The sequence below is a fragment of the Reichenbachiella sp. genome, from assembly GCF_965233835.1.
Taxonomy (GTDB): Bacteria; Bacteroidota; Bacteroidia; order Cytophagales; family Cyclobacteriaceae; genus Reichenbachiella.
In genome coordinates this window covers 542,193-564,863 of the sequence record NZ_OZ247585.1, presented here as the reverse complement: position 1 = coordinate 564,863, position 22,671 = coordinate 542,193, and the positions used below count along the sequence as shown (strand labels likewise).

The following is a 22,671-nucleotide window of genomic DNA, read 5'->3' as shown; positions in this document are numbered from 1 at the left end:
CCAAGATGCTATGAAAAAGTTTATTTCCCTGATTTGCCTTTCGCTATGCTTGCAAACTGCTTTCGCACAAAACGTAATGACACCAGAATTACTCTGGGGCTTAGGACGGGTGAGTGGTGTTGGAATATCAACTGATGGTAAGGCGGCTGTTTACAGCGTCACCCGATATGATGTGAATGCCAATGAAAGTAGGACAGCCTACTATTCGATTCCTGTCGGTGGAGGAAAAGCAGCAAAGATTACTGACCCGTACAGCCTAGTTACAGATCCGAGCATATCCCCAAATGGAAAGTACAAACTCTATCACCGTCCGGTCAAGATTTATAGTGTTAAAGGAAAAGACAACTATCCAGAGTTGGATAAATCTGAGGTACAGATCTACAACGACCTGATGTATAGACATTGGGATACCTGGGCAGATGGTTCATACAATCACGTATTTATGAGCAATGTAGATGGGTCGAACGAGGTGGACATCATGAAAAATAAAACCTTTCATAGCCCAACAAAACCCTTTGGAGATGAGTCAGATTATACCTGGAGTCACAAGGGTGGTAAAATACTTTATGTAACGAAAACCAAGACAGGGGCCGCCTATACGGTGAGCACAAATACGGATATCTATTCTTACGATCTCAACACTCAGACAACAACAAACCTGACCAAGGGAATGATGGGTTATGACAATAGTCCTGCCTATTCTAAATATGGGATTCTGGCTTGGCTGAGTATGAAGACGGATGGAAATGAAGCGGATAAAATTGATATTGTTATTTCAGATAGGTTTGGTAAAAAGAATTTAACCGAAAACTGGGATGGGTCACCTGATAGCTTCAAATGGTCAGCGGATGGAAAAACCATTTATTTCATTGCGCCATTCGGAGGAGAGAAGCACTTGTTTGCTGTGGACTATCCGGGGAAGTCAAAGAAGCAGCCTGTTGTAAAACAGATTACTAAAGGACAATTCGATGTAACTGGTATCGTGGGTCAGACAGGTAAGCAAATGATCGTGACCAGAACGGATATGAATCATGCAGTTGAGCTATACTCCGTAAACCTAAGCGATGGTAGTATGGAACAGTTGACACATGTAAATGATGAGGTATATAACGGCATTGGGCTCAGTAAAGTAGAAAAGCGCATGATCACCACCACAGACGACAAGCAAATGGTGACTTGGGTAATCTACCCTCCTAACTTTGATCCCTCAAAAAAATATCCAACCCTGCTGTATTGCCAGGGAGGACCGCACGGTCCGCTCTCACAATTCTATTCTTATCGTTGGAATTTTCAAGTGATGGCTGCGCAAGGCTACATTGTGGTAGCTCCGAACAGAAGAGGTATGTACGGTCATGGCGTAGAATGGAATGATCAGATCAGTAAAGATTACGGTGGACAGAATATGCAGGATTATCTTTCTGCGATTGATGACCTAGCCAAAGAACCATTTGTAGATGAAAACAGATTAGGAGCAGTTGGAGCCAGCTACGGAGGGTATTCTGTGTTTTACCTGGCAGGTATGCACAACAAAAGGTTCAAGACATTCATTTCCCATGACGGCATTTTCAACTGGAGAAGTATGTATGGTACTACCGAGGAAATGTTTTTTGTGAATTGGGAAATTGGCGGCCCTTATTGGGAAAAGGATAATGCGGCTGCTCAAAAATCTTACGCTGAATTCAATCCAATAGAATTTGTACAAAATTGGGATACACCAATCATGATTGTACAGGGAGGTAAGGACTACCGCGTACCTATTGGACAAGGGTTGGAAGCCTATCAGGCGGCTCAGTTGTTAGGTATAAAGAGTCGATTAATTTACATACCCAATGAAAACCACTGGGTGTTATCTGCCCAAAACGGATTGGTGTGGCAGCGGGAGTTTTTCCGGTGGTTAGAAGAAACGCTCTAGAGAAATGAAGTGTGTAACCAACAAAGTTTGTTATGATACCAGGGGACTGGCTGAAGAAGCTTTGATTGAGCATCGCTCACGTCATTATCACAATGATAACAGTGGCCCTATCAATGTTTACGAATGCAGGGATTGTGGAAGTTATCATTTTACCTCTCAAGGTGAAGTTAGTGATTTGATCAAACAGAACCGATCAAAAATAGATGCCAACCGAGAGGCCAATTATTGGGAAAGGAAATTGAGATAAAAAAAGGGATCACTTTTGTGACCCCTTTTACTACTAACTAATTACTCAACTTTACTCTTCTTTAAAACCTTACATTTACCGTCAGGTTATACAATGAGCCCAACTGGCTGAAATGATAGCCGTCGTAAGTCATTTGAGAATATCTTTGGTTGAATGTGATCAGGTTGGACTGTGTTTGCACTTGAGCAGGATCATTCAAAATGGTTTCTCCTGATGCGTTCAGTGCTTTAAACTCCCATTCTGGCAATACATTCAAGATGTTGTTCACATTGAAAGAGATATTTACTTTGTCCGTAGCTCTGAAGTTGATACCTAAATCTGTTACCACTTTAGGTTTGAATTCAGTTTTTAGATTTGAATCCATTCCCTGCTGTCTGAAAGTAGTGGTACCAAAGTAAGTGTTGTTCAATGAGAATCCGAACTTGCCTAAGTCATAGTTGATGCCTAAAATCCATTTGGTTTTTGGTCTAGAGGTAAAGAACAGTGCTTCCTGAGTTTCGTTTACGACTGACTGACCAGCACCTGCTACTAGATCTGGGTTCTTTACATCACCATCTCTTTCGTTTTCAATCGTATAGTTTCCAGAAAGGGTGAAACCTAAAGTACCATTTCCCACACCTAAATTCTTATAGTTGGCAACGAAATCAATACCTGAAGTTTTAGTGTCCAACGCATTTACGAAGAAGCTTACGTCGCTCAGGTTGTTGTCTGCCAGAACTTGATCTAGTGGAGTTCCTCCACCCGAGGTTGGGCCAATCTCTGTACTCAACACGATTCTGTCTGAAACAGAGATGTTGTAATAATCGAATGTAATATCAAAGTTTTCAGATGGTCTTAGTCCCATGCCAACCGTGAAGTTGAATGACTCTTCTGCATCCAATTGTGGAATCCCTAATAGTTTAGCTTGTGGAGACACATTGTTTACTAGTCCACCGACTTGGATACCAGACCCAGGAACAAAACTGTACTGTGCTTTCTGAGTATAGATCTGGTGCAAGGTAGGTGCTCTGAATCCTGTGGAGGCAGAAGCTCTTAAGGTCATTTTATCATCCATGAGCTTGTATCTAGAACTCAACTTCCAAACAAATGCTTGTCCAAAGTCACTGTAGTTCTCAGCACGTATCGTACCATTCAAGAGAAAGTCTTCAGTTACATCAAAAGACAAATCGAAGTAACCACCAAAGTTGTATCTATTGAACTTGCCAGAGTTTTCAGGTGTATTTCCTGCAAAGGAATCCGCACCACCGCCATCGTAGGAAGCTTTTCCCCCTTCAATCACTGTAAATGTCTCGTTTCTAAACTCTGCACCAAAGGCCATAGCCAGCGATGACGAGATTTCTTTAGAAATATCAATGTTTCCAACGATATGGTTGAAGCGTGTTCCTCCTGGGTCGAAGCTAATTGGACTATTTTCTCTATATAGTAAAGACCCTTCGTTGATTTCACCATCATCTACAGATCCGTTACCATTAGTGTCTAACCAAGTGGAAGGAGAATAGACAAAGTTTCTGTTATGAGAGTTGGTTACTTTATAAGTCTGTGTGTTCCCACCTACGGTGAAACTTCCATCATACGTCCAGCCATTCATTTCTGATCTTACTCCTAAAGTACCATTGTAGTCATTGAGTAAACCATCGAAAGTTGGCACATATCCGTCGTATCCTCCAGGGTTAGTTGGGTGGTTGCCTGGGAAGAAATTGGCCAAATATGGAAAGTCTGTGATTGTTCTCCAGTATGGCGTTCTATAGTTAGCGTAACTATTTACGTTTTTGTAAACGTAAGCACCATTGAAGTATCCCTTTACATTGTCGCTGATGTTAAAGCCTCCGTTTAGCAAAAATTTAGCTGCAGTAGTTTCTGGTGAACCATTGATGTTACCGGCATCAGGTCTTCTGTTCAAAAACTCTTGAACGTCGGCAATGTTTGCTCCGAAATCAGATGCTTCGCCTTGAGCATTTACGGTTCCAGGTCTATTAGCTAATTCTGTTTTTGAGAAATCAACTGTGTAATTGAGGAATCCTCCATTTCCAAGACCAGTACCTGCATTCAAGCTTACTCCTACGGACTCTCCATCACCTTCTCCTGTGACTCCAGCTCTCAAAGTCACTGAACCGTAGTCTACATCATCTTTAAGAATGATATTCATTACACCAGCGATTGCATCAGAACCATACTGTGCAGATGCACCATCTCTCAATATCTCTACTCTTTCAATAGCATCCTGAGGAATGGCAGAGATATCGGCACCTGTTTCACCTCTACCTGGAGAAGTTTGAGTATATAGTAGCGCACTAAGATTCTTTCTTTTTCCATTGATAAGTATCAATGTTCTACTTGGTCCCATGTTTCTGATTTCGTAAGGGTCAAGCAGCGAAGTCGCATCATTTACCGGCGTTTGTACAGAGTTGAAAGAAGGCACTCTATACGTCAATGCTTTGTCAAATGTATTTTGTCCTGTGCTTGTTAGCTCCTTAGCATCGAGGATATCTACTGGAACAGCCGTGTCCACATTGGACCTTGGTCTACTCCGTGTACCTACTACCACGAGTTCGTTGAGCAATTCTACATTCTCTTCAATCGTGATATCCAGTGTCTTTGTCTCGCCAGAAGCTACCGTTACCGACTGCTTTTTAGTAATGTATCCGACAAAACTCACGGAAACTTCGTGCGTACCTGCTGGTACCTTTAGTTGATAAGACCCATTGACATTGGTAATGGTTCCGTTACTTGAGGATACACTTACCGTGGCTCCTACTACTGGCCCATTCTTGTCTGAAATGGTGCCACTGATTTGCTGGGCATGAACCAAAAATGGCATGACTAGCAACATTAAAATCTGTAATGATTTTTTCATGTTAAATTTATTTTAGTTGATATAGATATAGGCGCGGTTGTCAGCGCTTGTATAGGTATACAGATGATTGTTGGCTAGCACCCACTCCAACTAGAATAAAATTTTTGTTTTATCTGGGCTACAGAATTAATTACTTGAATTAGAGTGATTTCAGGTAGAATCAATCGAACTGAAAAATTGAAGAATTAACGTTAACATAATATTAGATTTAGAACCCTCTCCCAGGTATTGACGTTCTTTGTGGTAGAAAATAGTTGCAGTCGTGCAGCTACCAAAGACACAGCGGGGATGACCAAGCAAAAGTAGATCGTCGCGAAAGGGGTTTTACCAACAGGAAGCCTCAGCTGAACTGGCACATCGCCGGTTTTTTTATGTCTTGTTTTTCTTAAAGCACCGAATTCTTACCTACATCCTGTCAAACGCCAGTTTATTTTCTGTTGTAAAAATCGCCTGTCCTTGTCAATACCCATAGTAATTAAGTGCGAAGGCCTCTACGTTTGTTGTAAAATTTTAATATGAGAAAATGCTTACATCGGAGTATTGGAGATGCCGGTACTCCGAGTTTTTCCCACTAAAATTTAAAATCATGACGAACACAACATCAATTACCCCTTATAACAAAAAGCTTGTAAGAGCTACTTTTTGGATGGTGGAATCGAAAGCAGATGAAGCGGCTGAAATTTTTTACACCAAACTCTTTGAAATGAGTCCCGAGCTCAAGCCCCTCTTCAAAGGAAACATGAAAGAGCAGGGAAGAATAATGATGGATATGTTGAGCACTTTGGTAAAAGGTCTGAATACATTGGATGTATTGGCGCCATTAGTGAGAAGTATGGGCAGAAGACATATGAATTATGGAATCAAAACAGAACACTACAACATGGCGGCTGCAGCGCTCATGTTCTCTCTCAAAGAAGAACTCAAAGAAAATTGGAATGAAGAAGTCGAGTCAGCTTGGCTTGAAGTTTATCAAGCCGTTTCGTGTATCATGCAATCTCATTGAATCATGACATTCAAAAAATATGTTCGGATTGCTATTAGCTTAATTTCATATATGCTAATCATGCTTCTCGTTATTGCTGGTTGAATAGAGTCTCGCAAGTAACAACTTATAGCGTTGATTTAAGTGCCTGAAGAAGTTTCTTCATATCCTTTTCGTCGTTATAAACATGAGGAGATACTCTGATGAATTCCCCTCGGGTAGATACGCTTACTCGATTTACCTTGAGTGAGGTGGCAAGGTCTTCCATTTTTTCCTTTGGAAATTTAATGCCAAAAAGGTGAGAGCCTCTAGCCGTCGCATCTTCCACATAGAGACCAAGATCTTTCACTTCCTCCAGGGGCTCCTTAATCAGTTCTTGACAGTATTGCTGAATATTATCTACTCCCCATTTACGAATTTCTTTGATGGATGCGATCAGCATAGGATTGGCGATGAAGTTACTTTGTTGGCCCATGCCATAGCGTAGCGCACCTGCTTCATATTCATCTTGATAGTTGACCAGGTTCGCAAAGTCCTCACTATTGAGTCGGTTGATCCAGTTTTGTTCAATGGGCTCTCCGGCATCAAACCTTGGTCCGTAGTAAGCTAGGCCACTGGTGTAGGGGCCTAGTAGCCATTTGTATCCAGCTACGATGAGCGCATCAGGTTTTATATCTTGTATATCGAATGGTAAGGCTCCAATGGACTGGGTACCATCAATAATTAGTGCCGCCCCAACTTCATCACATTTTTTTCGAATGACCTTCAAATCGAACAAAGTTCCATCCGCCCAATGGACGTGTCCCAGGCTTACTGCTTTGGTTTTTTGGTCCATGGCTTGTAGTATTTCTTCATTCCATTTCTTCCCGCGATCTTCTTCTGTATTGGGAGCGGCTACGAGCTTTAGCTCAGCGTTATGCTTGTCGCAATGGTTTTTCCACGGATATACGTTACTTGGAAATTGGTCTTTAGTGATAACGATATTTTCTCCCTTTTGAATGGGTAGGTTATTAACCACATTTCCGATACCATAAGAAACCGAAGGAATCATCACGATTCTATTCGGCTCTGGGTTGTTGATCAGATCTGAATACAGAACACGCAACGTTTGAACATCTTTAAAGAAATCCGCTCCACTTACCTTGTTGGGCTGACGCTTGGCTTTGATGCCTTCAATACCTGCTTTTTCTACTTTCTTGAGCAGTGGAGCCATATAGGCGCAGTTCAAGTAGGCAAATTTTTTATTGAGGTTAAATTTCTTTCTTTGACAATTCATCTGGATGCAGTGAAGTTTATTAGCCGATTAGTATATAGACGAATTTAGAGAAAAGTAAAAAGCTTGATGTCAATACTAGTCAGTTTGTTTTTGTACTCTGTCTTTTTCCATACATTTGATCAATCCAAACTACTAAACCGTCAATGTTTCAAAAAACGAACTCAACAACTCTTGTTAAGCTAATACCTCCATTCTGGGCTTGCCTGTTTGATGTATTTATTACCGCGATTCATCAACCAGCCGACTATTGGCGAGGTGAATTGGAATTTGCCAATGAAGGGAATCCCATTGGTAATCTTTTCATGACTAATCATATTTCGGGACTATTTGTAGTTACGTTATTCGAATTAGTAGTAGTTATGTTTTTAGCCAATTGGTTGACCGGAAAGGCACAAAAGGTCTTTTTACTGTTTGTAGTTTTGGCACATTCTGCTGCAGTTACTACCTGGATAGCTCCTCGTTATGGTTTTTGGAGTTTTATGTTTTTGACCTTTTTCAATGCGTTTCTTGTTGTGTTTGTGGAAGATCTGGAAAAAAGAAGAGCAGCAAAAACCATCTAATGGATAAATATCTAGTTTTTGAATCTAAAGAGCAGGCTGAAAGCGTCATTCTATTAAATCAAATCAAAAAGATTCGGATAGGTAAACTAGAAATCTGTTTGGCAAATACTAGAATAGGCTTTGTTGCATTTGAAAAGGAGTGTCCACATCTAGGCGATGATCTGAGCAAAGGAAAAATCAATCCGATGGGTGAAGTGGTATGTCCCTGGCATTCTTATAAGTTTAGTTTGGAGACGGGAGAGGAATGTGAAAGTCGATGTAGAGGACTTAGAATCTATCAGGTCGCTTGGGAAGGTGAACAGCTTTTTGTGTTTGCGTGAGGATTTTATTTTAAAGCTTGAGGGCATCTGTGATGCGTTCTTAATCTTATAAGTCATTTGAAATGCGACCAAGTAGGATTAGTCTCGTACTTACACGATTTTAGAGAGCTGTCACTATTCCAACTGTGTTAGGGAATTTGCAGGAAATACATTCCCAATATGGATAATTTGGGTGTTTTTTGGGGAACTGTTGAACGATCTCTCTTTTTGATTGTTGAATGAATCCTATATCTAGTTTTGCTTTTTCTATTGTGAGCATGGCACCAAGTTTGAGTTTTTGCTGATCGCATGGAGAATATACAGTAATTGTATCTTCGTTCACAAGTTTGATTATATAAGTTGAATTGTATGTGATTGTGTCGTTCGTGCAGTCATAACTTGGTTGATAACGAATTAGATCTCCAGTCAATGAATTTTCCAATTCAAAAGATCGTTCGGCTGTAGTTTCTATAAATTCGTCATGGTGCATTGGAATAAACCCTGCCTGCTTCACTTTACAACTGATCAGAATTAATGTCAAGATTAAGATGTTTCTAGTGTGCATGGTTGTCCTAAGTAGGTTTAGCTTGATAAAGTAATTTAACAGCCATTTTCCACTTTCAAAACAGGGAAAACCATTTTGAAAGAACTTTTTAACGAGGATAAATAAAAAAATCGGTGCGACAGCCTGAAAATCTATCGCACCGATTGGGAAAACGAATCACTTTATGTATTCGTCTAATATTATTCTCCGGACTTAAGTTCAGGAAGCTGATAATCTGTGAAAATACTCTCCTCTTTCATCATCCTTTCGATCTCGTCCGATTTGCGAGGGGCTTTGTCAGATAGTAGTTCACAACCGTCTTTAGTGATGAGGTAGTCGTCCTCGATTCTCACTGGGATGCCCCACCATTTTTCGTCAGCTGGGCTTCCGTCCATAATGTAAATGCCCGGCTCGATCGTGATGGTCATGTTTTCTTCCAGATTGCCGTACATGCCTTTGTCATGCACGTCCAGACCGATGTGGTGGCAGCAGCCATGAGGGTAGTATCTGTTTCTTCCTGTTTCAGGGTTGATTACATCTTCATCAGCTGTACTTTCATACAGGCCTAACTCTACCAAACCATTATTTACAATTTCCCTGGTGGTTTCGTAAAGTACGGTAAAGGGAATACCAGCCTTGCAGGTATCTGCCGCCGCTTGCTGTGCTTCGTAAACCAAATCATAAATCAATTTTTGTTCTTTGGTAAATTTTCCGTTCACGGGAATCGTTCGGGTCACGTCGGCCGTGTAGCCATGATATTCCGCGCCCAGGTCCATTAGGATCAGTTCGCCGTCTTCGATGGCAGGCTTGTAGTTGTCGATATAGTGCAGGATACAGCCGTGGTTGCCTGCGCCTACGATGCTAGGATAGCCTTCATACTCAGCGCCATACTTTTTAAACACAAATTCATGAATGCCTTGAATCTCAGCTTCTGACATCCCAGGTCTCATCGCCTTCATCACCTCTACTTGTCCGATAGTAGAAATGTCAACCGCTTTACGAACTAGGTCGAGTTCTTCCTTGGTTTTGATTCCCCTCAATTCGCGCATCAGGGTATCCAGTGCAACTACATCCAGGTTGTTTTTTTGTGGCTCTATTGCCAATTCGCCTTGTTTGTATCCTGCCTTCTCTTTGAATTGCTCGATAAGGTCGTACAGGTCTCCTTCTTCTTTGGTGTTTCTTACGTCATTGTGAAAGTCGTAGAAAAGCACTTTGTCGAATTTCGAAAAGTCAATGTTGAAGGCTTCAAAGTCAGGGTTTTCGAATGCAACTTGAACATCCAATTTTTCCGCTGCGCCATCTTTGCCCAATCTTGGGCCGTCGTACAGTTCTTTCAACGCATCTCTACCTCTGACAAAAAGTATTTCATCAAGCTTCTCCCCATCTATTTTTTGCTCATCTTTAAAAATGAGCAATACTCCATGCGGTTCTTTGTGTCCGGTCAGATAATAAAAATTAGGGTCTTGATGGTAAATATAGTAGACATCATTGGCTCTGTTTCTCACTGGGTTGGCGAAGAAGATGGCTACCGAGTTGTTAGGCATTTTTGCCCTGAGTTCAGTTCGACGTTCCTTGTGAAATTCACTATTCAGATCATCGGGTGCCACTTTTTGTTGAGCAAGGGTTGCTGCCGATACAAGGCAGAGTAAAAGTCCAAGTACTTTTTTCATCTGTGGTAATTAATGGTTTTCGATGCAACATAACCATACATTCTCTAATTCACCAATGCTTTACTGAATGAGCGGAGAACAGACGTTGTGAATGGTCATAAAAAAACCCTGACAATGAATGTCAGGGTTAAATTTTTTAACTGCGAGTTTATCCTTAAGCTGCCTTCTTAAGGCTTTCTCTTTTCACCGAAACTTCCAGTTTCTTAATGTGAATCATGCCTAGTTTATCCATTACCCACATAATCAAGTAGGTAGGATCTATTTCGTGCCAGCGCACACCACCGAAGTTGGCTCTGTTGCCATGCTTGTGGTGATTGTTGTGATAACTCTCTCCCATCATCAAGAAATCAAAAGGAAGGAAGTTTTTCGAAGTATCTCCTACTTTGAAGTTGATGTAGCCATATACATGGGCAAACCAGTTGATAATAGCACCGTGAATAGGGGCCATCATCCAAGCCATTGGTAAAAACAGCCATTGCCACCAGGCGGTAGCATAAGTGTAGAAAACGAAAAAGTATGCTGTTCCCCAAGCCAGTCTGGATACCCACGAACGAGCAAATCTGTCGAACGATTCCCAGACAGGTACATTGTCTGTGAATCTGCTTTCCACTTCTACTTCTTTACTTGTGATGGCAGAATATGTCGTTTTAGTTCGCCACATCATGGCAAACAAGTTTTTGTCATATTTTGGTGAGTGTACGTCCTTTTCTGTATCCGCATAGGCATGGTGCATACGGTGCATCACTCCATATCCATAAGCACTCAGGTAGTTTGAGCCTTGGAAAACCCAGGTAAGAAAGTAGCAAAGCTTCTCCCCAAATCTTGACATCGTAAAACTCTGGTGCGCTGAATAGCGATGCAAAAAGAAGGTCTGAAAAAACAAACCACCATACCACATCACCAACATAAATATTAATATCTCCATTTCAATTGTTTGTAATCCTAATTACAAGGACAGTATCGATCCTTATTTGTGACAAAGTTCGGCAAAAAAATCAATATTTTTTGATCATGTGCTTTTTGACATCCGTATCTCTATCTTTGCGGATTGTAAAAATTTCAATTTCGATGGCGGAAACTCTAGAAAATCAGGTAACCAAAAATATTGATCAATTGGACCCACGTGACTTTATAGTCATCAAAGGAGCGCGTGTCAATAACCTGAAAAACCTAAGTGTGGCCATACCTAGAAATAAACTGGTTGTAGTTACTGGTCTTTCGGGTTCTGGAAAATCATCTCTGGCGTTCGATACCCTTTTTGCAGAAGGCCAAAGAAAATATGTAGAAAGCTTGAGCTCCTATGCCCGCCAATTCTTGGGTCGTATGGAAAAACCAGAAGTAGATTATATCAAAGGCGTATCTCCTGCTGTTGCCATCGAACAAAAAGTAAACACCAGAAACCCAAGATCTACTGTGGGTACGACCACCGAGATTTATGATTATATCAAATTGCTTTATGCCAGAATCGGACAAACCATTTCTCCAGTCAGTGGGAATCCGGTGAAAAGGGATACGGTTTCTTCGGTGGTTAATGCAATCAACGAATATGAAGACGGCACCAAGTTCATGGTCAGCGCACCCCTTACTTTGGCGGCCGACCGTACACTCGAAATAGAATTTAATATTCTTTTGAGTAAAGGTTTCACGAGAGTATTGGTAGACGGGACCTTAGAACAAATCGAAGACTTGGATCCTCAGAAAGTGGATCCTTCTCAAGTCGAGATTTTGGTTGATCGACTGAGTGTGAACAAAGAGGATGAAGATGCGACTTTTCGCTTATCGGATTCAGTACAAACTGCGTTTTTCGAAGGTCACGGAGATTGTTTTATACACTTCCGTGACGGAGAAGTCAGGAAGTTCTCAGACCGATTCGAATTAGACGGTATGACCTTCGAGGAGCCCTCTGTCAACTTATTTAGCTTCAACAATCCCTACGGTGCTTGCCGAAAATGCGAGGGTTTTGGAAAGGTATTAGGTATTGACCCAGATTTGGTCATTGCAGATAAAAACCTCTCTGTTTACGAGGGAGCGATTGTGCCTTGGAGAAGTGAGACCATGAAAAAATGGTTGCAGCCCTTACTTCACATGGCGCATGATATTGACTTCCCATTGCATCGTCCGGTGAAAGATCTAACTGAAGATGAGTACAACTTGCTTTGGGAGGGCACTGGAAAATTCGAAGGACTGAACGCCTTTTATGCATTTATAGAATCACAGCTTCATAAGATTCAGTACCGAGTCATGCTTTCTCGCTATCGCGGAAAAACTACTTGTCCTGATTGCAAGGGTACACGACTTAGAAAGGATGCCTTTTATGTAAAGGTGGATGGCAAAGCCATTTCCGAATTGGTTTTAATGCCTATTGATCGGGCATTAGAGTTTTTTGAAAACGTAGCGTTAAGTGACTTCGATAAAAAAGTGGCTAAACGAATTTTGAAAGAGATTCAAAACCGTTTGAGCTATATGAAGGAAGTGGGTTTAGGCTATCTGACGCTGAACAGGTTGACTTCTACGTTGTCTGGAGGGGAATACCAAAGAATTAAGCTGGCAACCTCCTTAGGAAGTGCGCTTGTGGGCTCTATGTATATTTTGGATGAACCGAGTATAGGCCTGCACCCTAGAGATACCGCTCGGTTAGGCAATGTGCTTGAAACTTTAAAAAGGCTTGGGAATACCGTCATAGTGGTGGAGCATGAAGAGGAGGTAATGAAACGAGCAGATCAAATCATAGACATTGGGCCGGCTGCAGGCATTCATGGTGGTGAGTTGGTTTTTCAAGGAGATTGGGGAGCCATCTTGGATGAGAAAGAATCAGTAACTGCCAGGTTTTTGAATGGCACAGAATTTATCCCGAAACCAACTCGAAGAAGGTCTTGGAAACATAGCATTGATATACTGGGTGCTCGTGAAAATAACCTCAAGCGAATTGACGTATCGATTCCTCTTGGTGTATTGACTGTAGTGACGGGCGTCAGTGGTTCTGGAAAATCTACTTTGATCAGAAAGATATTATACCCTGCACTAGGCAAGATTGTAGGGGTGACCGGTGAAGAAACCGGTAAGTTTGGAGAGTTGGATGGTGACTACAAAATGATCCAACGCATGGAGATGATCGATCAAAATCCGCTAGGAAGAAGTTCGAGATCGAATCCAGTGACCTACGTGAAAGCTTACGATGCCATCCGTCAGTTGTTTGCTGATCAGCCTACGGCCAAACAAAGAAACCTGAAGCCCGCCCATTTTTCTTTCAACGTAGATGGTGGTAGGTGTGAAACGTGTCAAGGTGAAGGAGAAGTGAAAATTGAAATGCAGTTTATGGCAGATCTGCATTTGACTTGCGATGAGTGTAAGGGACGACGTTTCAAAGAGGAAATCCTTGAAGTGACCTATAAAGACAAGCATATTGCAGATATATTGGATCTGAGTATTGAAGAGAGCTTGGGATTCTTCGAAGATCAAAAAACCATTGTCTCCAAGTTGCAACCATTAGACGATGTAGGTTTGGGCTATGTGAAGTTGGGCCAATCTTCTAACTCACTGAGTGGCGGAGAAGCGCAAAGGGTGAAATTGGCTTCTTTTCTAGGAAAAGGACAATCGGCCAATAAAGAAAAGATCTTGTTCATCTTTGACGAACCAACCACGGGGCTACATTTCAAGGATATTGAGAAACTCTTAGATAGTATCAATGCCTTGGTAGATCAGGGTAATTCGGTTTTGATCATTGAGCACAATATGGAAATTATCAAATCTGCTGACTGGATTATCGACCTAGGGCCTGACGGTGGTGATCAGGGAGGACAACTTTGTTTTGCTGGTACGCCGGAGGACATGGTGAAGTTGGAGGATAACCATACGGCGAAGTATCTTAGAGAGAAAATAAACTAATGGTAACCACAGGACTAGAATCTCTAAAAAAGAATCATTCCGATATCAAGGGCAACATCGGCTATCTGTGTCATGCTGCTTCTATCGATTCCAATTATAATCATGGAATTGATATCGTTAAGTCAATATTTGGAGAGAGGTTAAAAAAACTCTTTTCTCCACAGCACGGCATATTCGCCGATGTGCAAGACAACATGGTGGAGTCCGACCATTTTCATCATAGCCATTATGATTTGCCGGTATACAGCTTGTACTCTGATACGAGAAAGCCAACTAAGCAGATGTTGGAGGGGCTCGATCATATTTTGATCGATTTGCAGGATGTGGGAACAAGAGTCTATACTTACATCTATACAATGACTTACATGATGGAGGCATGCGCCGAAAATGATGTGGAAGTAATTGTGCTCGATCGCCCGAACCCAATTGGGGGTGAAAAAATAGAAGGAAACATTCTTGACCTCACTTATCAATCATTTGTTGGAATGCACGAGCTACCGATGCGTCATGCTTTGACTATTGGAGAAGTAGCCTTGATGGCAAGGAAACATTGGGGAATAGACTGTGAACTTCGAGTAATAGAAATGGAAGGCTGGAGTAGAGATCAATATTTCTTAGACACGAAGTTGCCTTGGGTTCTGCCTTCACCAAACCTACCCAACCCTGAGACAGCCTTTTCTTTCGTGGGTACTGTGCTTTTTGAAGGCACGAATATTTCCGAAGGGCGTGGTACTACGAAAAGTTTAGAAACGATTGGTCATCCCAAAATTTCAAATTATGACTTGTTGCCTCAGCTACAAAAATCATTTGAAGAAGCTGGACTGGTAGGTTTTGTCCTAAGGCCTGTTTCCTTTTTGCCCACGTTTCAAAAACATGCTGGAAAAGTATGCCACGGCTTTCAAATCCATGTGACTGATTACAATACTTTCTCTTCTTGGCATGTAGGACAGCTTCTTTGTCGTGAATTTTATCATCACTTGGGACATCACTTTCAGTGGAAGCAGCCCCCTTATGAGTACGAAGAGGAGTTGTTGCCTATTGATATTCTAAACGGAACTGATTTGATCAGAAGGTGGGTAGAGTCGAACGGTTCAATGTATGAACTGAAGAAGATAGAAGAACGGCAATTTCCAGAATATTCGGAAAAAAGAGCCGAAATATTGATCTATTAATATTGAATTCACGCACTACTTAGTTTTTATCGTTAATTTTAAGTCCAGTTTGCCCAAAACTGATAGAAGTGTTTTCTCAGACACGAATCGTGTTTGCAATCCCCTATTCCTCCAGGAGTGGTTGTGAACTAGTATCTTTTAACTTCAATAAACGAATATGGCTGCTAAGCAATCTGCAAAAACAATCATTGTTTCAAACCGACTACCCGTAAGAATTGTCAAAGAAGATGGGAAACTTGCCTTTACTCCTAGTGAAGGAGGGTTGGCCACCGGACTTGGTTCTATTTACAAGCAAGGAGACAATATTTGGTTGGGTTGGCCTGGCGCTGTGCTAAATGAAAAGGAAGAAACTCAGACTGTAAAAGAGCTGAAAGCGCAAAACATGGCTCCGGTCTTTCTGACTGATGAAGATATTGAGCTCTACTATGAAGGATTTTCTAATGAAACGCTCTGGCCCAATTTTCATTACTTCAATCAGTTTTCCGAATTCAATCAGGAGTACTGGGAATCCTATAAGGCGGTGAACCAAAAATTTGCGGATCAAATTCTAAAGAACGCAAATGCCAATGATACCATTTGGATTCATGATTATCAGCTGTTGTTGTTACCAGCGCTGGTAAGAGCACAAAGGCCCGATATATCTATAGGCTTCTTTTTACATATTCCTTTTCCATCTTATGAGTCATTCAGATTGCTGCCATGGAGGAGAGAGCTGTTGTTGGGAATGCTAGGTGCTGACTTTTTAGGTTTTCATACTTATGATGATACGCGTCACTTTCTGTCCTCTGTAAGTAGGTTGGCGGGTATTGGCAACGAACATGGTCATATCAATTACAACAATCGCCAGATCATGGCAGACGCCCTTCCTATGGGAATTGATTATGATAAATATGCACAGGTGGCTGCAGCTCCTGAGACCCTTGAGCGTGAAGTAAGATACCGAACTAGTATTGGGAGCGAAAAACTCGTACTATGCATCGATCGTTTGGATTACTCCAAAGGCATACCACAAAGACTGAAGGCTTTTGAAAAACTCTTGGAAAAACACCCAGAGTATCTGGAGAAAGTATCCATTCTCATGGTGGTAGTACCCTCACGTGACCAGGTAGGTAAGTACAAAGAATTAAAGGAAGAAATTGATTTATTGGTAGGACGAATCAATGGTCGTTATTCCAGATTGAGCTGGACACCAATCCATTACTTCTATAGATCATTTCCGTTACATGCTCTTTCCGCATTTTATAGAATGGCCCATGTTTGTTTGGTAAGTCCTATGCGTGATGGAATGAACCTGGTCTGCAAGGAATTTATTGCAAGCAAACTGGATAAAAAGGGGGTTCTAGTTTTGAGTGAAATGGCGGGGGCATCTAAAGAGCTTTCTGACGCTCTGCTAGTGAACCCGAACAACCGCCACCAGATGGTAGAAGCCATACGCGAGGCACTGGAAATGGACGAAGAAGAACAAATGCAGCGTATGACTGTAATGCAAAACACCATCAAGCGATACAACATTTATCACTGGGTGGATTTGTTTATGAATCGCTTGGAAATTGTGAAGAAAGAGCAACGTTCGCTAACCACTAAGTTGCTGGATGAAAAGTCTACAGAGACAGTGGTTTCGGCCTATAAAAAGTCAAAAAACCCACTTGTGTTCCTCGATTATGATGGAACCCTTCAGGGTTTCTTTGGTGATCCTGCTGCCGCTAAACCAGACCCAGAATTGTATAAGTTGGTGAATGGATTAACTGAGAAAGCTCATGTGGTGATTATCAGTGGAAGGGATAAAACTACGCTGGGCGAGTGGTTCAAAGATTGCAAAGTAGACCTTATTGGTGAGCACGGGGTATGGCTCAAAGGACACAAAGAAGAATGGCACACCATAACTAACCTTACAGATGCCTGGAAAGAAGGTATTGGAGAAGTGTTGGATGGCTATGTAGCTCGGACGCCAGGCTCTTTTATTGAAGAAAAGGATTACTCTTTAGTTTGGCACTATCGTAAGGTGGAAACTGGTCTTGGCGAGCTAAGAACGAGAGAGCTCACCAGTCACTTGAAATACTTGGCATCCAACCAAAACCTCCAGGTGCTAGAAGGTGATATGGTAGTAGAAATCAAAAGTACAGAAATAAATAAGGGCAGAGCTGCTCGAAACTGGATGAAGCGGTATGAAGCAGCTGACTTCATCATGGCCGCAGGAGACGATTGGACAGATGAAGATACTTTCAAAGCGATGCCAAATGATGCCTATACCATTAAAGTGGGCAGCTCAAATTCTGCTGCCAAGTTTAGTGTAAATAGCTATGAAGATGTTCGAGCACTTTTGAAGAGTATGGTAAGTTGAGTTGTTATAATTTCTCTATTTTCGCTCGCAGCAAAACGAGAATCAACAAAAAACCCTTCTATGAGTTCAACTAAATCTATAGCGGTATGCTTGGTCGCTATTTTTCTGTCATCAAGTTTATTTGCTCAAAATATATGGTTGGCTGACACCGCTGAATATATTGGCTTGGAGTATACCAAGGCGTCATTCAAAGGGCCGTCAGATGCAAGTTTTTTCTCAGGAGTGTTTCATGTATATGGATCTAAGCGAATAGGAAGAAATTTATATTTAAACGTTGATGTTCCAATTTTAAATTTGAATGACGATGACGATTCTGAAACCTCTTTCGGAAATGTCCAAGTTGGACTAAAGCTTGGCACAAAAAAACCATCAACTTATGGAAAAATAGCAGCCATTTTGCCTACAGTAGATGAAGATAAACCAAGTGCAATTGGAAGAGGTTTTCTCACAGACCCACTGCGCATCGAAGTGGTGATGCCGTGGGCTTGGGGACTCATTGCAAAAATAAACCATGAACAAAAATTGAATAATAAGGGCCTGTATTTTAAGGTAAATGGAGGCTTTGTGTTTTTTAGAGATACAAAAAGCGTATCTCAGTTTGATGAGCCCTTAGAGAATTATTTATTTGCGGATTATATGTTGCAATTTGGATTCCTATCTACTGATAACATTAAATTCTCAGCAGCAGTAGAAGGACGAACAGGAATCAATGACGTGGTTAGTGAAGTTTTTTTTGGGAAGAGATCAGCTTATATGGCTGACTTAGGAGTTAGTTATAAAGGAAAACATATAGAACCGGGTTTGCTAGTAAAAATACCATTAAGTGATCCATTCAAGGATGCGTTAAGCAACACTGTTACTTTCAGTCTAATTTATCACTTTGGCTCTAACGATAGCTTATATTAAAGTCGGTTTGTCATCTCCTTCAAATTTATGGACTCACCTTTTTGAAAAGATACTTCACGGATCATGTCCATGTGACCCCATAAGTATTGGTGCCCTTTGAGGCTCTTTGTGGATCGCATGCGTCGTTTTAAACGAGCAATTTCTTGTTCAGTTGCTTTCCTTTTATTCCCAAGTTGTCCGTAGAGCTTCACTGCTGGATAGCTGTCAAATCTTTTTTTGAAAAGTGACTTGATCCAAAACCAGCGACTACTGTTGACTCCCAACACACAGATATTTTTGTTCGATTTGGCGTGCTGCGGTAATTTGGAAGGAAACATTTCAAAATAGAACCCTCCTTGGTTGTCATTCAAGAAAAGAGTACCAATAGGCGTCACGGTAGGGTAATTGTTTTCATCAACGGAGCCCACGGAAACGTGTAGGTTGGTTTTAAAACTTTGGTTAAAATGTTTTCTGATTTTAGACCAGTCTTCAATAAGATTCATTGCATTGGTGAGTAGGTTCCCTGGCTTCTACGAAAATAGAGGGTCATGGGTACACTATTTTTCGACTCCGGCTAACAATTTTTGTAAGTCTTCAGGGATTGGTTGGGGTCTGGTCATTGAAACTCTGCTACTGCCTACATTTCCTACAGGTATCTTATTGACCAATGATAAAGGGGCTCCAAAGATTAATCGTATGACTTGACCAACGATTTCTTTGAAGTTTCCAGTCTGAATACCCAGAAGGAACATTTTCCAATGGGTCTCAGTATGCTGAAAAGGATAACGCTGCCCTATTATATGTGCCCGTTCTAGATGGTACCAGGCGGCGCCAACTTCTTGCCTGTTCCGTGCGATGTCATACTTGGTTAATTCGTCATCATAAATGGGTTTGAGGTTTTTGGACATTTTTGTATTCAACTTCATATCAATGTTTTCTTACAAAGTTGCTTCAGACAACAATTAATGTCTTGTATAAACCAGCTAAGAAATTCATCACGCATTAATTATACAAAACTGAAACTAATACATTAAATTCACGTTTGTATAACAAATCATTTTAAAATGGGAAGTACAAAAGGAAATCACTTGGGCGAATTTGAAGAATTAGCGTTGCTTACCGTTGGAGCTCTTTTTGATGAAGCTTATGGTGTAGCTATCATGGACGAAATCGGAGAGAAAACCGGACGAAAGGTCAATATTAGTGCGGTTCATGAAGTGCTAAAACGGCTCGAAAAAAAGGGATTCGTGCAGTCCAGGATGGGCGGAGCTACCAACGAACGCGGAGGAAGGCGTAAACGATTTTTTACCCTCACTCTTGAAGGAAAGAAAGCTCTTGATCACTCCATAGGACTGAGAAATGAACTTTACAATTCCATTCCAAATCTCACTTTTAACTTTTCTTAATCGTGAAAATTCATCCTCCCCAATGGGCTGATCGCTTTTTAGAGTGGTACTGTGACCCGGATCTTTTAGAAGAGATTCAGGGTGATTCACAGGAATTATTCTATCGGAGAGTCGATGAAGAGGGTATAAAATCTGCACGAAGAAAATATGCTTGGGATGTCATTCGCTTTTTCAGGCTTTCCAATTTAAGGTCAAACAAACTCAAAATAAACTCACTCATTATGTTTAACAGTTATTTAAAAATCGGATTTAGAAATCTCACTAAAAATTGGGGCATTTCTATGATTAATATTTTTGGATTGGCGCTGGCCATTGGATGTGCCATTACCACTTTTATTTTTGTGGATATGATGCTGCATATGGATCAATTTCATTCCAAAAAGGATCGAATTTATCATTTGATCAATCATGTGCAACATGAATCAGGGACGGAACTCTGGGGAGCAAACCCAATCTTGATTGCCGAAGACTTAAAAGCCAATAGCGCGGCTGTCAGTAATACAATGAGAATGGAATATGTTCGGGGAAATGTACGGTTTGGCGATAAAGTATTTGCGGAAAGGATTTCGTACACAGATCCCTCCTATCTAGACCTGTTTGATTTCAAGTTGATTCAAGGTCGACGCGATGCCCTCGATGACAAACAGAACATTTTGATTAGTCAAAACTATGCAATCAAATATTTTGGTGATGAAGATCCTTTGGGAAAAACACTCTCGGTTAAGTTGCCGGGAGACCAAATGCAGTCATTCATAGTAAGTGGAGTATTAGAAAAATATCCCTCTAATGCTAGCTTTAGTTTTAATCTAGTTGTTCCTATTTCAAACTGGTTCGATATAAAAGGAAATGAAAAGCCAGATTGGAACTTTTTGACTAACGCTATTTTCATAGAGTTGATACCAGGCCATCACCCTTCAGAGTTAGATGATCTGTTGGCTAAATATGTCAAGAGGCATAATGAAGTTTCTTCTGATTGGACGATTGCTAAATTTGAAATGGTGCCACTGGATCAGATGTCGATTCGCGACTTTGAAATTAAGAGTAGTGTTTCAAGTGGAGGTCACCCGGCGGGGCGCTTGGCTTTGACAGTAATTGCTGCTATGCTGCTTGTCTTAGCCTGTTTCAACTATATGAACATAGCCATTGCATCCGCAGCCAAACGCCTCAAAGAAATTGCAATGAGAAAAGTGATGGGCAGCAATAGGAGCAATATTATTTATCAGTTCCTGACCGAAAACTTTATTCTTTGTTTGATGGCCTTGTTTCTGGGAGTTTTGTTGAGCTATTTTTTCTTCCTACCGGGCTTTAATGCACTATTTCCTGTGAGCATTCCTTTTTCGTTTTCATCTTTTCAGGCAGCGGTGGTTTTCTTCGGAGGCCTACTGCTAGTCATTGGTTTTGCATCTGGGTCGTACCCGGCGTTTTATATTTCCAAATTTCAACCCGTGGCTATTTTGAAAGGAAACCAAAAACTTGGAGGGAAAAACTGGTTTAGCAAAATATTACTTACGCTGCAATTGATTTTGGCTTTTATGATGGTAGTGGGGTGCTTAGTCTTTACAGACAATGCCAGGTATATGAATGAAAAAGACTGGGGATATAAGGCAAACGGTGTATTTTCCATTCAGGTCAATAGTAAAAGCCACTTGCAGTCCTTGCGACAAGCTGCAGCCTCTAACCCTGACATAAATGGATATTCGGAATCGAAAGGTCATTTGGGACGAATGGATTGGTTGACTCAAGTGAAGGTCCTTGATGCACAACTCAAAACACTACATTATGAAGTAAAACCCAACTATCTGGAAACAATGAACCTAAGATTGGTAGAAGGAAAGTTGTTCGACGAGGGGTCCACCTATCCATCCAATTTTGCGGTCATCAATGAGAAGTTTGCAGAAAAGCTCAGTTGGGAGGAGCCACTAGATAAAAAATTCACCTATGATAGTACAGACTATTTTGTCATCGGTGTCATAGAAAATTTCTACACGGATAACTTTCATGACGAAATTAGCCCAGCATTTTTCAGCATCGGAGCTGAAGAGGAATTTAACTATTTTGTGGTGAAGACAACCGAAGACAAACTCTTTGATGTGGATGATCAAATGCATGCTGCGTGGTTTGATTTTGCACCCAATGACCCCTATGGCCGAGCATTTCAGAGATTTACTTTTGACGACTTCTATAGAGAGAATAGAGGGAATGTCACTTTGATTGGTACCATTTCAGCCTTTGCCATGATATTGGCTTGTTTGGGACTGTTTGGCCTCTTGAGTTTTAATCTTCAGCGAAGAATGAAAGAGTTCGGGATAAGAAAAGTATTAGGTGCAGGTAGACTATCTATCATCAAACAAGCCAATAAGGAATACATCTGGATCATGCTGATTGCTTTCGTTGTTGGTGCCCCTTCCGGAACTATGTTAATCAATCAGCTTTTAAAGGTCATTTATCCTGATTCAAATATTTTTGGTGTAGCACCATTTGTATTTTCTGTTTTCCTCATTGTGATCACCGTATCGCTGACAATTACTGGACAACTAATGCACGCCACACGAGTGAACCCGACAGAAGTTTTGAGATCTGAATAAATAAAAAGGCCAGCAACTGCTGGCCTTCCAAACATATCCAAAATTGGAATTTT

Annotated in this window: 18 protein-coding genes; 11 read left to right on the top strand and 7 right to left on the bottom strand. The window is 41.1% G+C overall.

Translation table 11 applies throughout. From position 1 onward, the window contains the following. Positions 1–10: 10 nt before the first annotated feature. Together ACO6S2_RS02355 and ACO6S2_RS02350 are read left to right on the top strand one after the other, a co-directional pair. Positions 11–1,912 carry an alpha/beta fold hydrolase gene (locus tag ACO6S2_RS02355; RefSeq protein WP_422360912.1) on the top strand — a complete coding sequence of 634 codons (1,902 nt, stop codon included), beginning with the start codon at positions 11–13 and terminating at the stop codon, positions 1,910–1,912. A 4-nt stretch (positions 1,913–1,916) separates the two neighbouring features. Then, positions 1,917–2,159 (top strand): hypothetical protein, encoded by a 243-nt coding sequence (locus ACO6S2_RS02350; RefSeq protein WP_422360911.1) that lies wholly within the window; start codon positions 1,917–1,919, stop codon positions 2,157–2,159. Between the two features lie 61 nt (positions 2,160–2,220). Here ACO6S2_RS02350 and ACO6S2_RS02345 read toward each other — a convergent pair whose 3' ends face one another. Then, on the bottom strand, positions 2,221–5,013 hold the full coding sequence (locus ACO6S2_RS02345; RefSeq protein WP_422360910.1) for a TonB-dependent receptor: 2,793 nt from the start codon (positions 5,011–5,013) through the stop codon (positions 2,221–2,223). Between the two features lie 586 nt (positions 5,014–5,599). Here ACO6S2_RS02345 and ACO6S2_RS02340 point away from each other — a divergent pair. Continuing rightward, positions 5,600–6,016, top strand: coding sequence for a globin domain-containing protein (locus ACO6S2_RS02340; RefSeq protein ID WP_422360909.1), 417 nt, complete (start codon positions 5,600–5,602; stop codon positions 6,014–6,016). A gap of 106 nt (positions 6,017–6,122) precedes the next feature. Here ACO6S2_RS02340 and ACO6S2_RS02335 read toward each other — a convergent pair whose 3' ends face one another. Then, positions 6,123–7,208 (bottom strand): aminotransferase class V-fold PLP-dependent enzyme, encoded by a 1,086-nt coding sequence (locus tag ACO6S2_RS02335; protein ID WP_422360908.1) that lies wholly within the window; start codon positions 7,206–7,208, stop codon positions 6,123–6,125. A gap of 206 nt (positions 7,209–7,414) precedes the next feature. Here ACO6S2_RS02335 and ACO6S2_RS02330 point away from each other — a divergent pair, with 206 nt between their 5' ends. Both ACO6S2_RS02330 and ACO6S2_RS02325 read left to right on the top strand, forming a co-directional pair. Continuing rightward, positions 7,415–7,831 carry a hypothetical protein gene (locus tag ACO6S2_RS02330; protein WP_422360907.1) on the top strand — a complete coding sequence of 139 codons (417 nt, stop codon included), beginning with the start codon at positions 7,415–7,417 and terminating at the stop codon, positions 7,829–7,831. Continuing rightward, a complete protein-coding gene (locus tag ACO6S2_RS02325) occupies positions 7,831–8,151 on the top strand; it encodes a Rieske (2Fe-2S) protein (protein ID WP_422360906.1) in 321 nt (106 codons plus the stop codon). The genes ACO6S2_RS02330 and ACO6S2_RS02325 overlap by 1 nt, the downstream gene beginning before the upstream one ends. 100 nt (positions 8,152–8,251) lie before the next feature. On the opposite strand, the gene ACO6S2_RS02320 is transcribed toward ACO6S2_RS02325, so the two are convergent. The 3 genes from ACO6S2_RS02320 to ACO6S2_RS02310 all read right to left on the bottom strand — a co-directional run bounded on the left by ACO6S2_RS02320 (position 8,252) and on the right by ACO6S2_RS02310 (position 11,269). Next, the gene (locus ACO6S2_RS02320) at positions 8,252–8,671 is read right to left on the bottom strand and encodes a hypothetical protein (RefSeq protein WP_422360905.1); all 420 of its coding nucleotides are present in this window, start codon (positions 8,669–8,671) and stop codon (positions 8,252–8,254) included. 203 nt (positions 8,672–8,874) lie between these two features. Next, positions 8,875–10,344: an aminopeptidase P N-terminal domain-containing protein gene (locus ACO6S2_RS02315; RefSeq protein ID WP_422360904.1), complete on the bottom strand. Its 1,470-nt coding sequence runs from the start codon at positions 10,342–10,344 to the stop codon at positions 8,875–8,877. Positions 10,345–10,498: 154 nt separating this feature from the next. Beyond that, positions 10,499–11,269: an acyl-CoA desaturase gene (locus ACO6S2_RS02310; protein WP_422360903.1), complete on the bottom strand. Its 771-nt coding sequence runs from the start codon at positions 11,267–11,269 to the stop codon at positions 10,499–10,501. A 143-nt stretch (positions 11,270–11,412) separates the two neighbouring features. On the opposite strand from ACO6S2_RS02310, the gene uvrA reads away from it, so the two are divergent. The 4 genes from uvrA to ACO6S2_RS02290 all read left to right on the top strand — a co-directional run bounded on the left by uvrA (position 11,413) and on the right by ACO6S2_RS02290 (position 18,648). Continuing rightward, a complete protein-coding gene (uvrA, locus tag ACO6S2_RS02305; protein WP_422360902.1) occupies positions 11,413–14,229 on the top strand; it encodes an excinuclease ABC subunit UvrA in 2,817 nt (938 codons plus the stop codon). Next, positions 14,229–15,401, top strand: coding sequence for an exo-beta-N-acetylmuramidase NamZ family protein (locus ACO6S2_RS02300; RefSeq protein WP_422360901.1), 1,173 nt, complete (start codon positions 14,229–14,231; stop codon positions 15,399–15,401). Before uvrA ends, ACO6S2_RS02300 begins: the two co-directional genes overlap by 1 nt. A 157-nt stretch (positions 15,402–15,558) precedes the next feature. Continuing rightward, a complete protein-coding gene (locus tag ACO6S2_RS02295) occupies positions 15,559–17,742 on the top strand; it encodes a bifunctional alpha,alpha-trehalose-phosphate synthase (UDP-forming)/trehalose-phosphatase (protein WP_422360900.1) in 2,184 nt (727 codons plus the stop codon). A gap of 60 nt (positions 17,743–17,802) precedes the next feature. After that, complete coding sequence (locus tag ACO6S2_RS02290; protein ID WP_422360899.1) at positions 17,803–18,648, top strand: hypothetical protein; 846 nt, start codon at positions 17,803–17,805, stop codon at positions 18,646–18,648. Here ACO6S2_RS02290 and ACO6S2_RS02285 read toward each other — a convergent pair. After that, complete coding sequence (locus ACO6S2_RS02285) at positions 18,645–19,130, bottom strand: hypothetical protein (protein WP_422360898.1); 486 nt, start codon at positions 19,128–19,130, stop codon at positions 18,645–18,647. The two genes, ACO6S2_RS02290 and ACO6S2_RS02285, sit on opposite strands and share 4 nt — an antisense overlap. Before the next feature lie 54 nt (positions 19,131–19,184). Beyond that, a complete protein-coding gene (locus ACO6S2_RS02280; protein WP_422360897.1) occupies positions 19,185–19,553 on the bottom strand; it encodes a DUF3703 domain-containing protein in 369 nt (122 codons plus the stop codon). 138 nt (positions 19,554–19,691) lie between these two features. Here ACO6S2_RS02280 and ACO6S2_RS02275 point away from each other — a divergent pair, with 138 nt between their 5' ends. Both ACO6S2_RS02275 and ACO6S2_RS02270 read left to right on the top strand, forming a co-directional pair. Next, positions 19,692–20,033, top strand: a complete 342-nt coding sequence (locus ACO6S2_RS02275; protein ID WP_422360896.1) for a PadR family transcriptional regulator — start codon at positions 19,692–19,694, stop codon at positions 20,031–20,033. 2 nt (positions 20,034–20,035) lie between these two features. Next, on the top strand, positions 20,036–22,618 hold the full coding sequence (locus ACO6S2_RS02270; protein WP_422360895.1) for an ABC transporter permease: 2,583 nt from the start codon (positions 20,036–20,038) through the stop codon (positions 22,616–22,618). The last annotated feature ends 53 nt before the right edge of the window (positions 22,619–22,671 follow it).

Bases quoted from the DNA above. Each gene is read 5' to 3' on its own strand.
- ACO6S2_RS02355 (WP_422360912.1), top strand. From the start codon at position 11: ATGAAAAAGTTTATTTCCCTGATTTGCCTTTCGCTATGCTTGCAAACT.
- ACO6S2_RS02350 (WP_422360911.1), top strand. From the start codon at position 1,917: ATGAAGTGTGTAACCAACAAAGTTTGTTATGATACCAGGGGACTGGCT.
- ACO6S2_RS02345 (WP_422360910.1), bottom strand. From the start codon at position 5,013: ATGAAAAAATCATTACAGATTTTAATGTTGCTAGTCATGCCATTTTTG.
- ACO6S2_RS02340 (WP_422360909.1), top strand. From the start codon at position 5,600: ATGACGAACACAACATCAATTACCCCTTATAACAAAAAGCTTGTAAGA.
- ACO6S2_RS02335 (WP_422360908.1), bottom strand. From the start codon at position 7,208: ATGGCTCCACTGCTCAAGAAAGTAGAAAAAGCAGGTATTGAAGGCATC.
- ACO6S2_RS02330 (WP_422360907.1), top strand. From the start codon at position 7,415: ATGTTTCAAAAAACGAACTCAACAACTCTTGTTAAGCTAATACCTCCA.
- ACO6S2_RS02325 (WP_422360906.1), top strand. From the start codon at position 7,831: ATGGATAAATATCTAGTTTTTGAATCTAAAGAGCAGGCTGAAAGCGTC.
- ACO6S2_RS02315 (WP_422360904.1), bottom strand. From the start codon at position 10,344: ATGAAAAAAGTACTTGGACTTTTACTCTGCCTTGTATCGGCAGCAACC.
- ACO6S2_RS02310 (WP_422360903.1), bottom strand. From the start codon at position 11,269: ATGGAGATATTAATATTTATGTTGGTGATGTGGTATGGTGGTTTGTTT.
- uvrA (WP_422360902.1), top strand. From the start codon at position 11,413: ATGGCGGAAACTCTAGAAAATCAGGTAACCAAAAATATTGATCAATTG.
- ACO6S2_RS02300 (WP_422360901.1), top strand. From the start codon at position 14,229: ATGGTAACCACAGGACTAGAATCTCTAAAAAAGAATCATTCCGATATC.
- ACO6S2_RS02295 (WP_422360900.1), top strand. From the start codon at position 15,559: ATGGCTGCTAAGCAATCTGCAAAAACAATCATTGTTTCAAACCGACTA.
- ACO6S2_RS02290 (WP_422360899.1), top strand. From the start codon at position 17,803: ATGAGTTCAACTAAATCTATAGCGGTATGCTTGGTCGCTATTTTTCTG.
- ACO6S2_RS02285 (WP_422360898.1), bottom strand. From the start codon at position 19,130: ATGAATCTTATTGAAGACTGGTCTAAAATCAGAAAACATTTTAACCAA.
- ACO6S2_RS02280 (WP_422360897.1), bottom strand. From the start codon at position 19,553: ATGAAGTTGAATACAAAAATGTCCAAAAACCTCAAACCCATTTATGAT.
- ACO6S2_RS02275 (WP_422360896.1), top strand. From the start codon at position 19,692: ATGGGAAGTACAAAAGGAAATCACTTGGGCGAATTTGAAGAATTAGCG.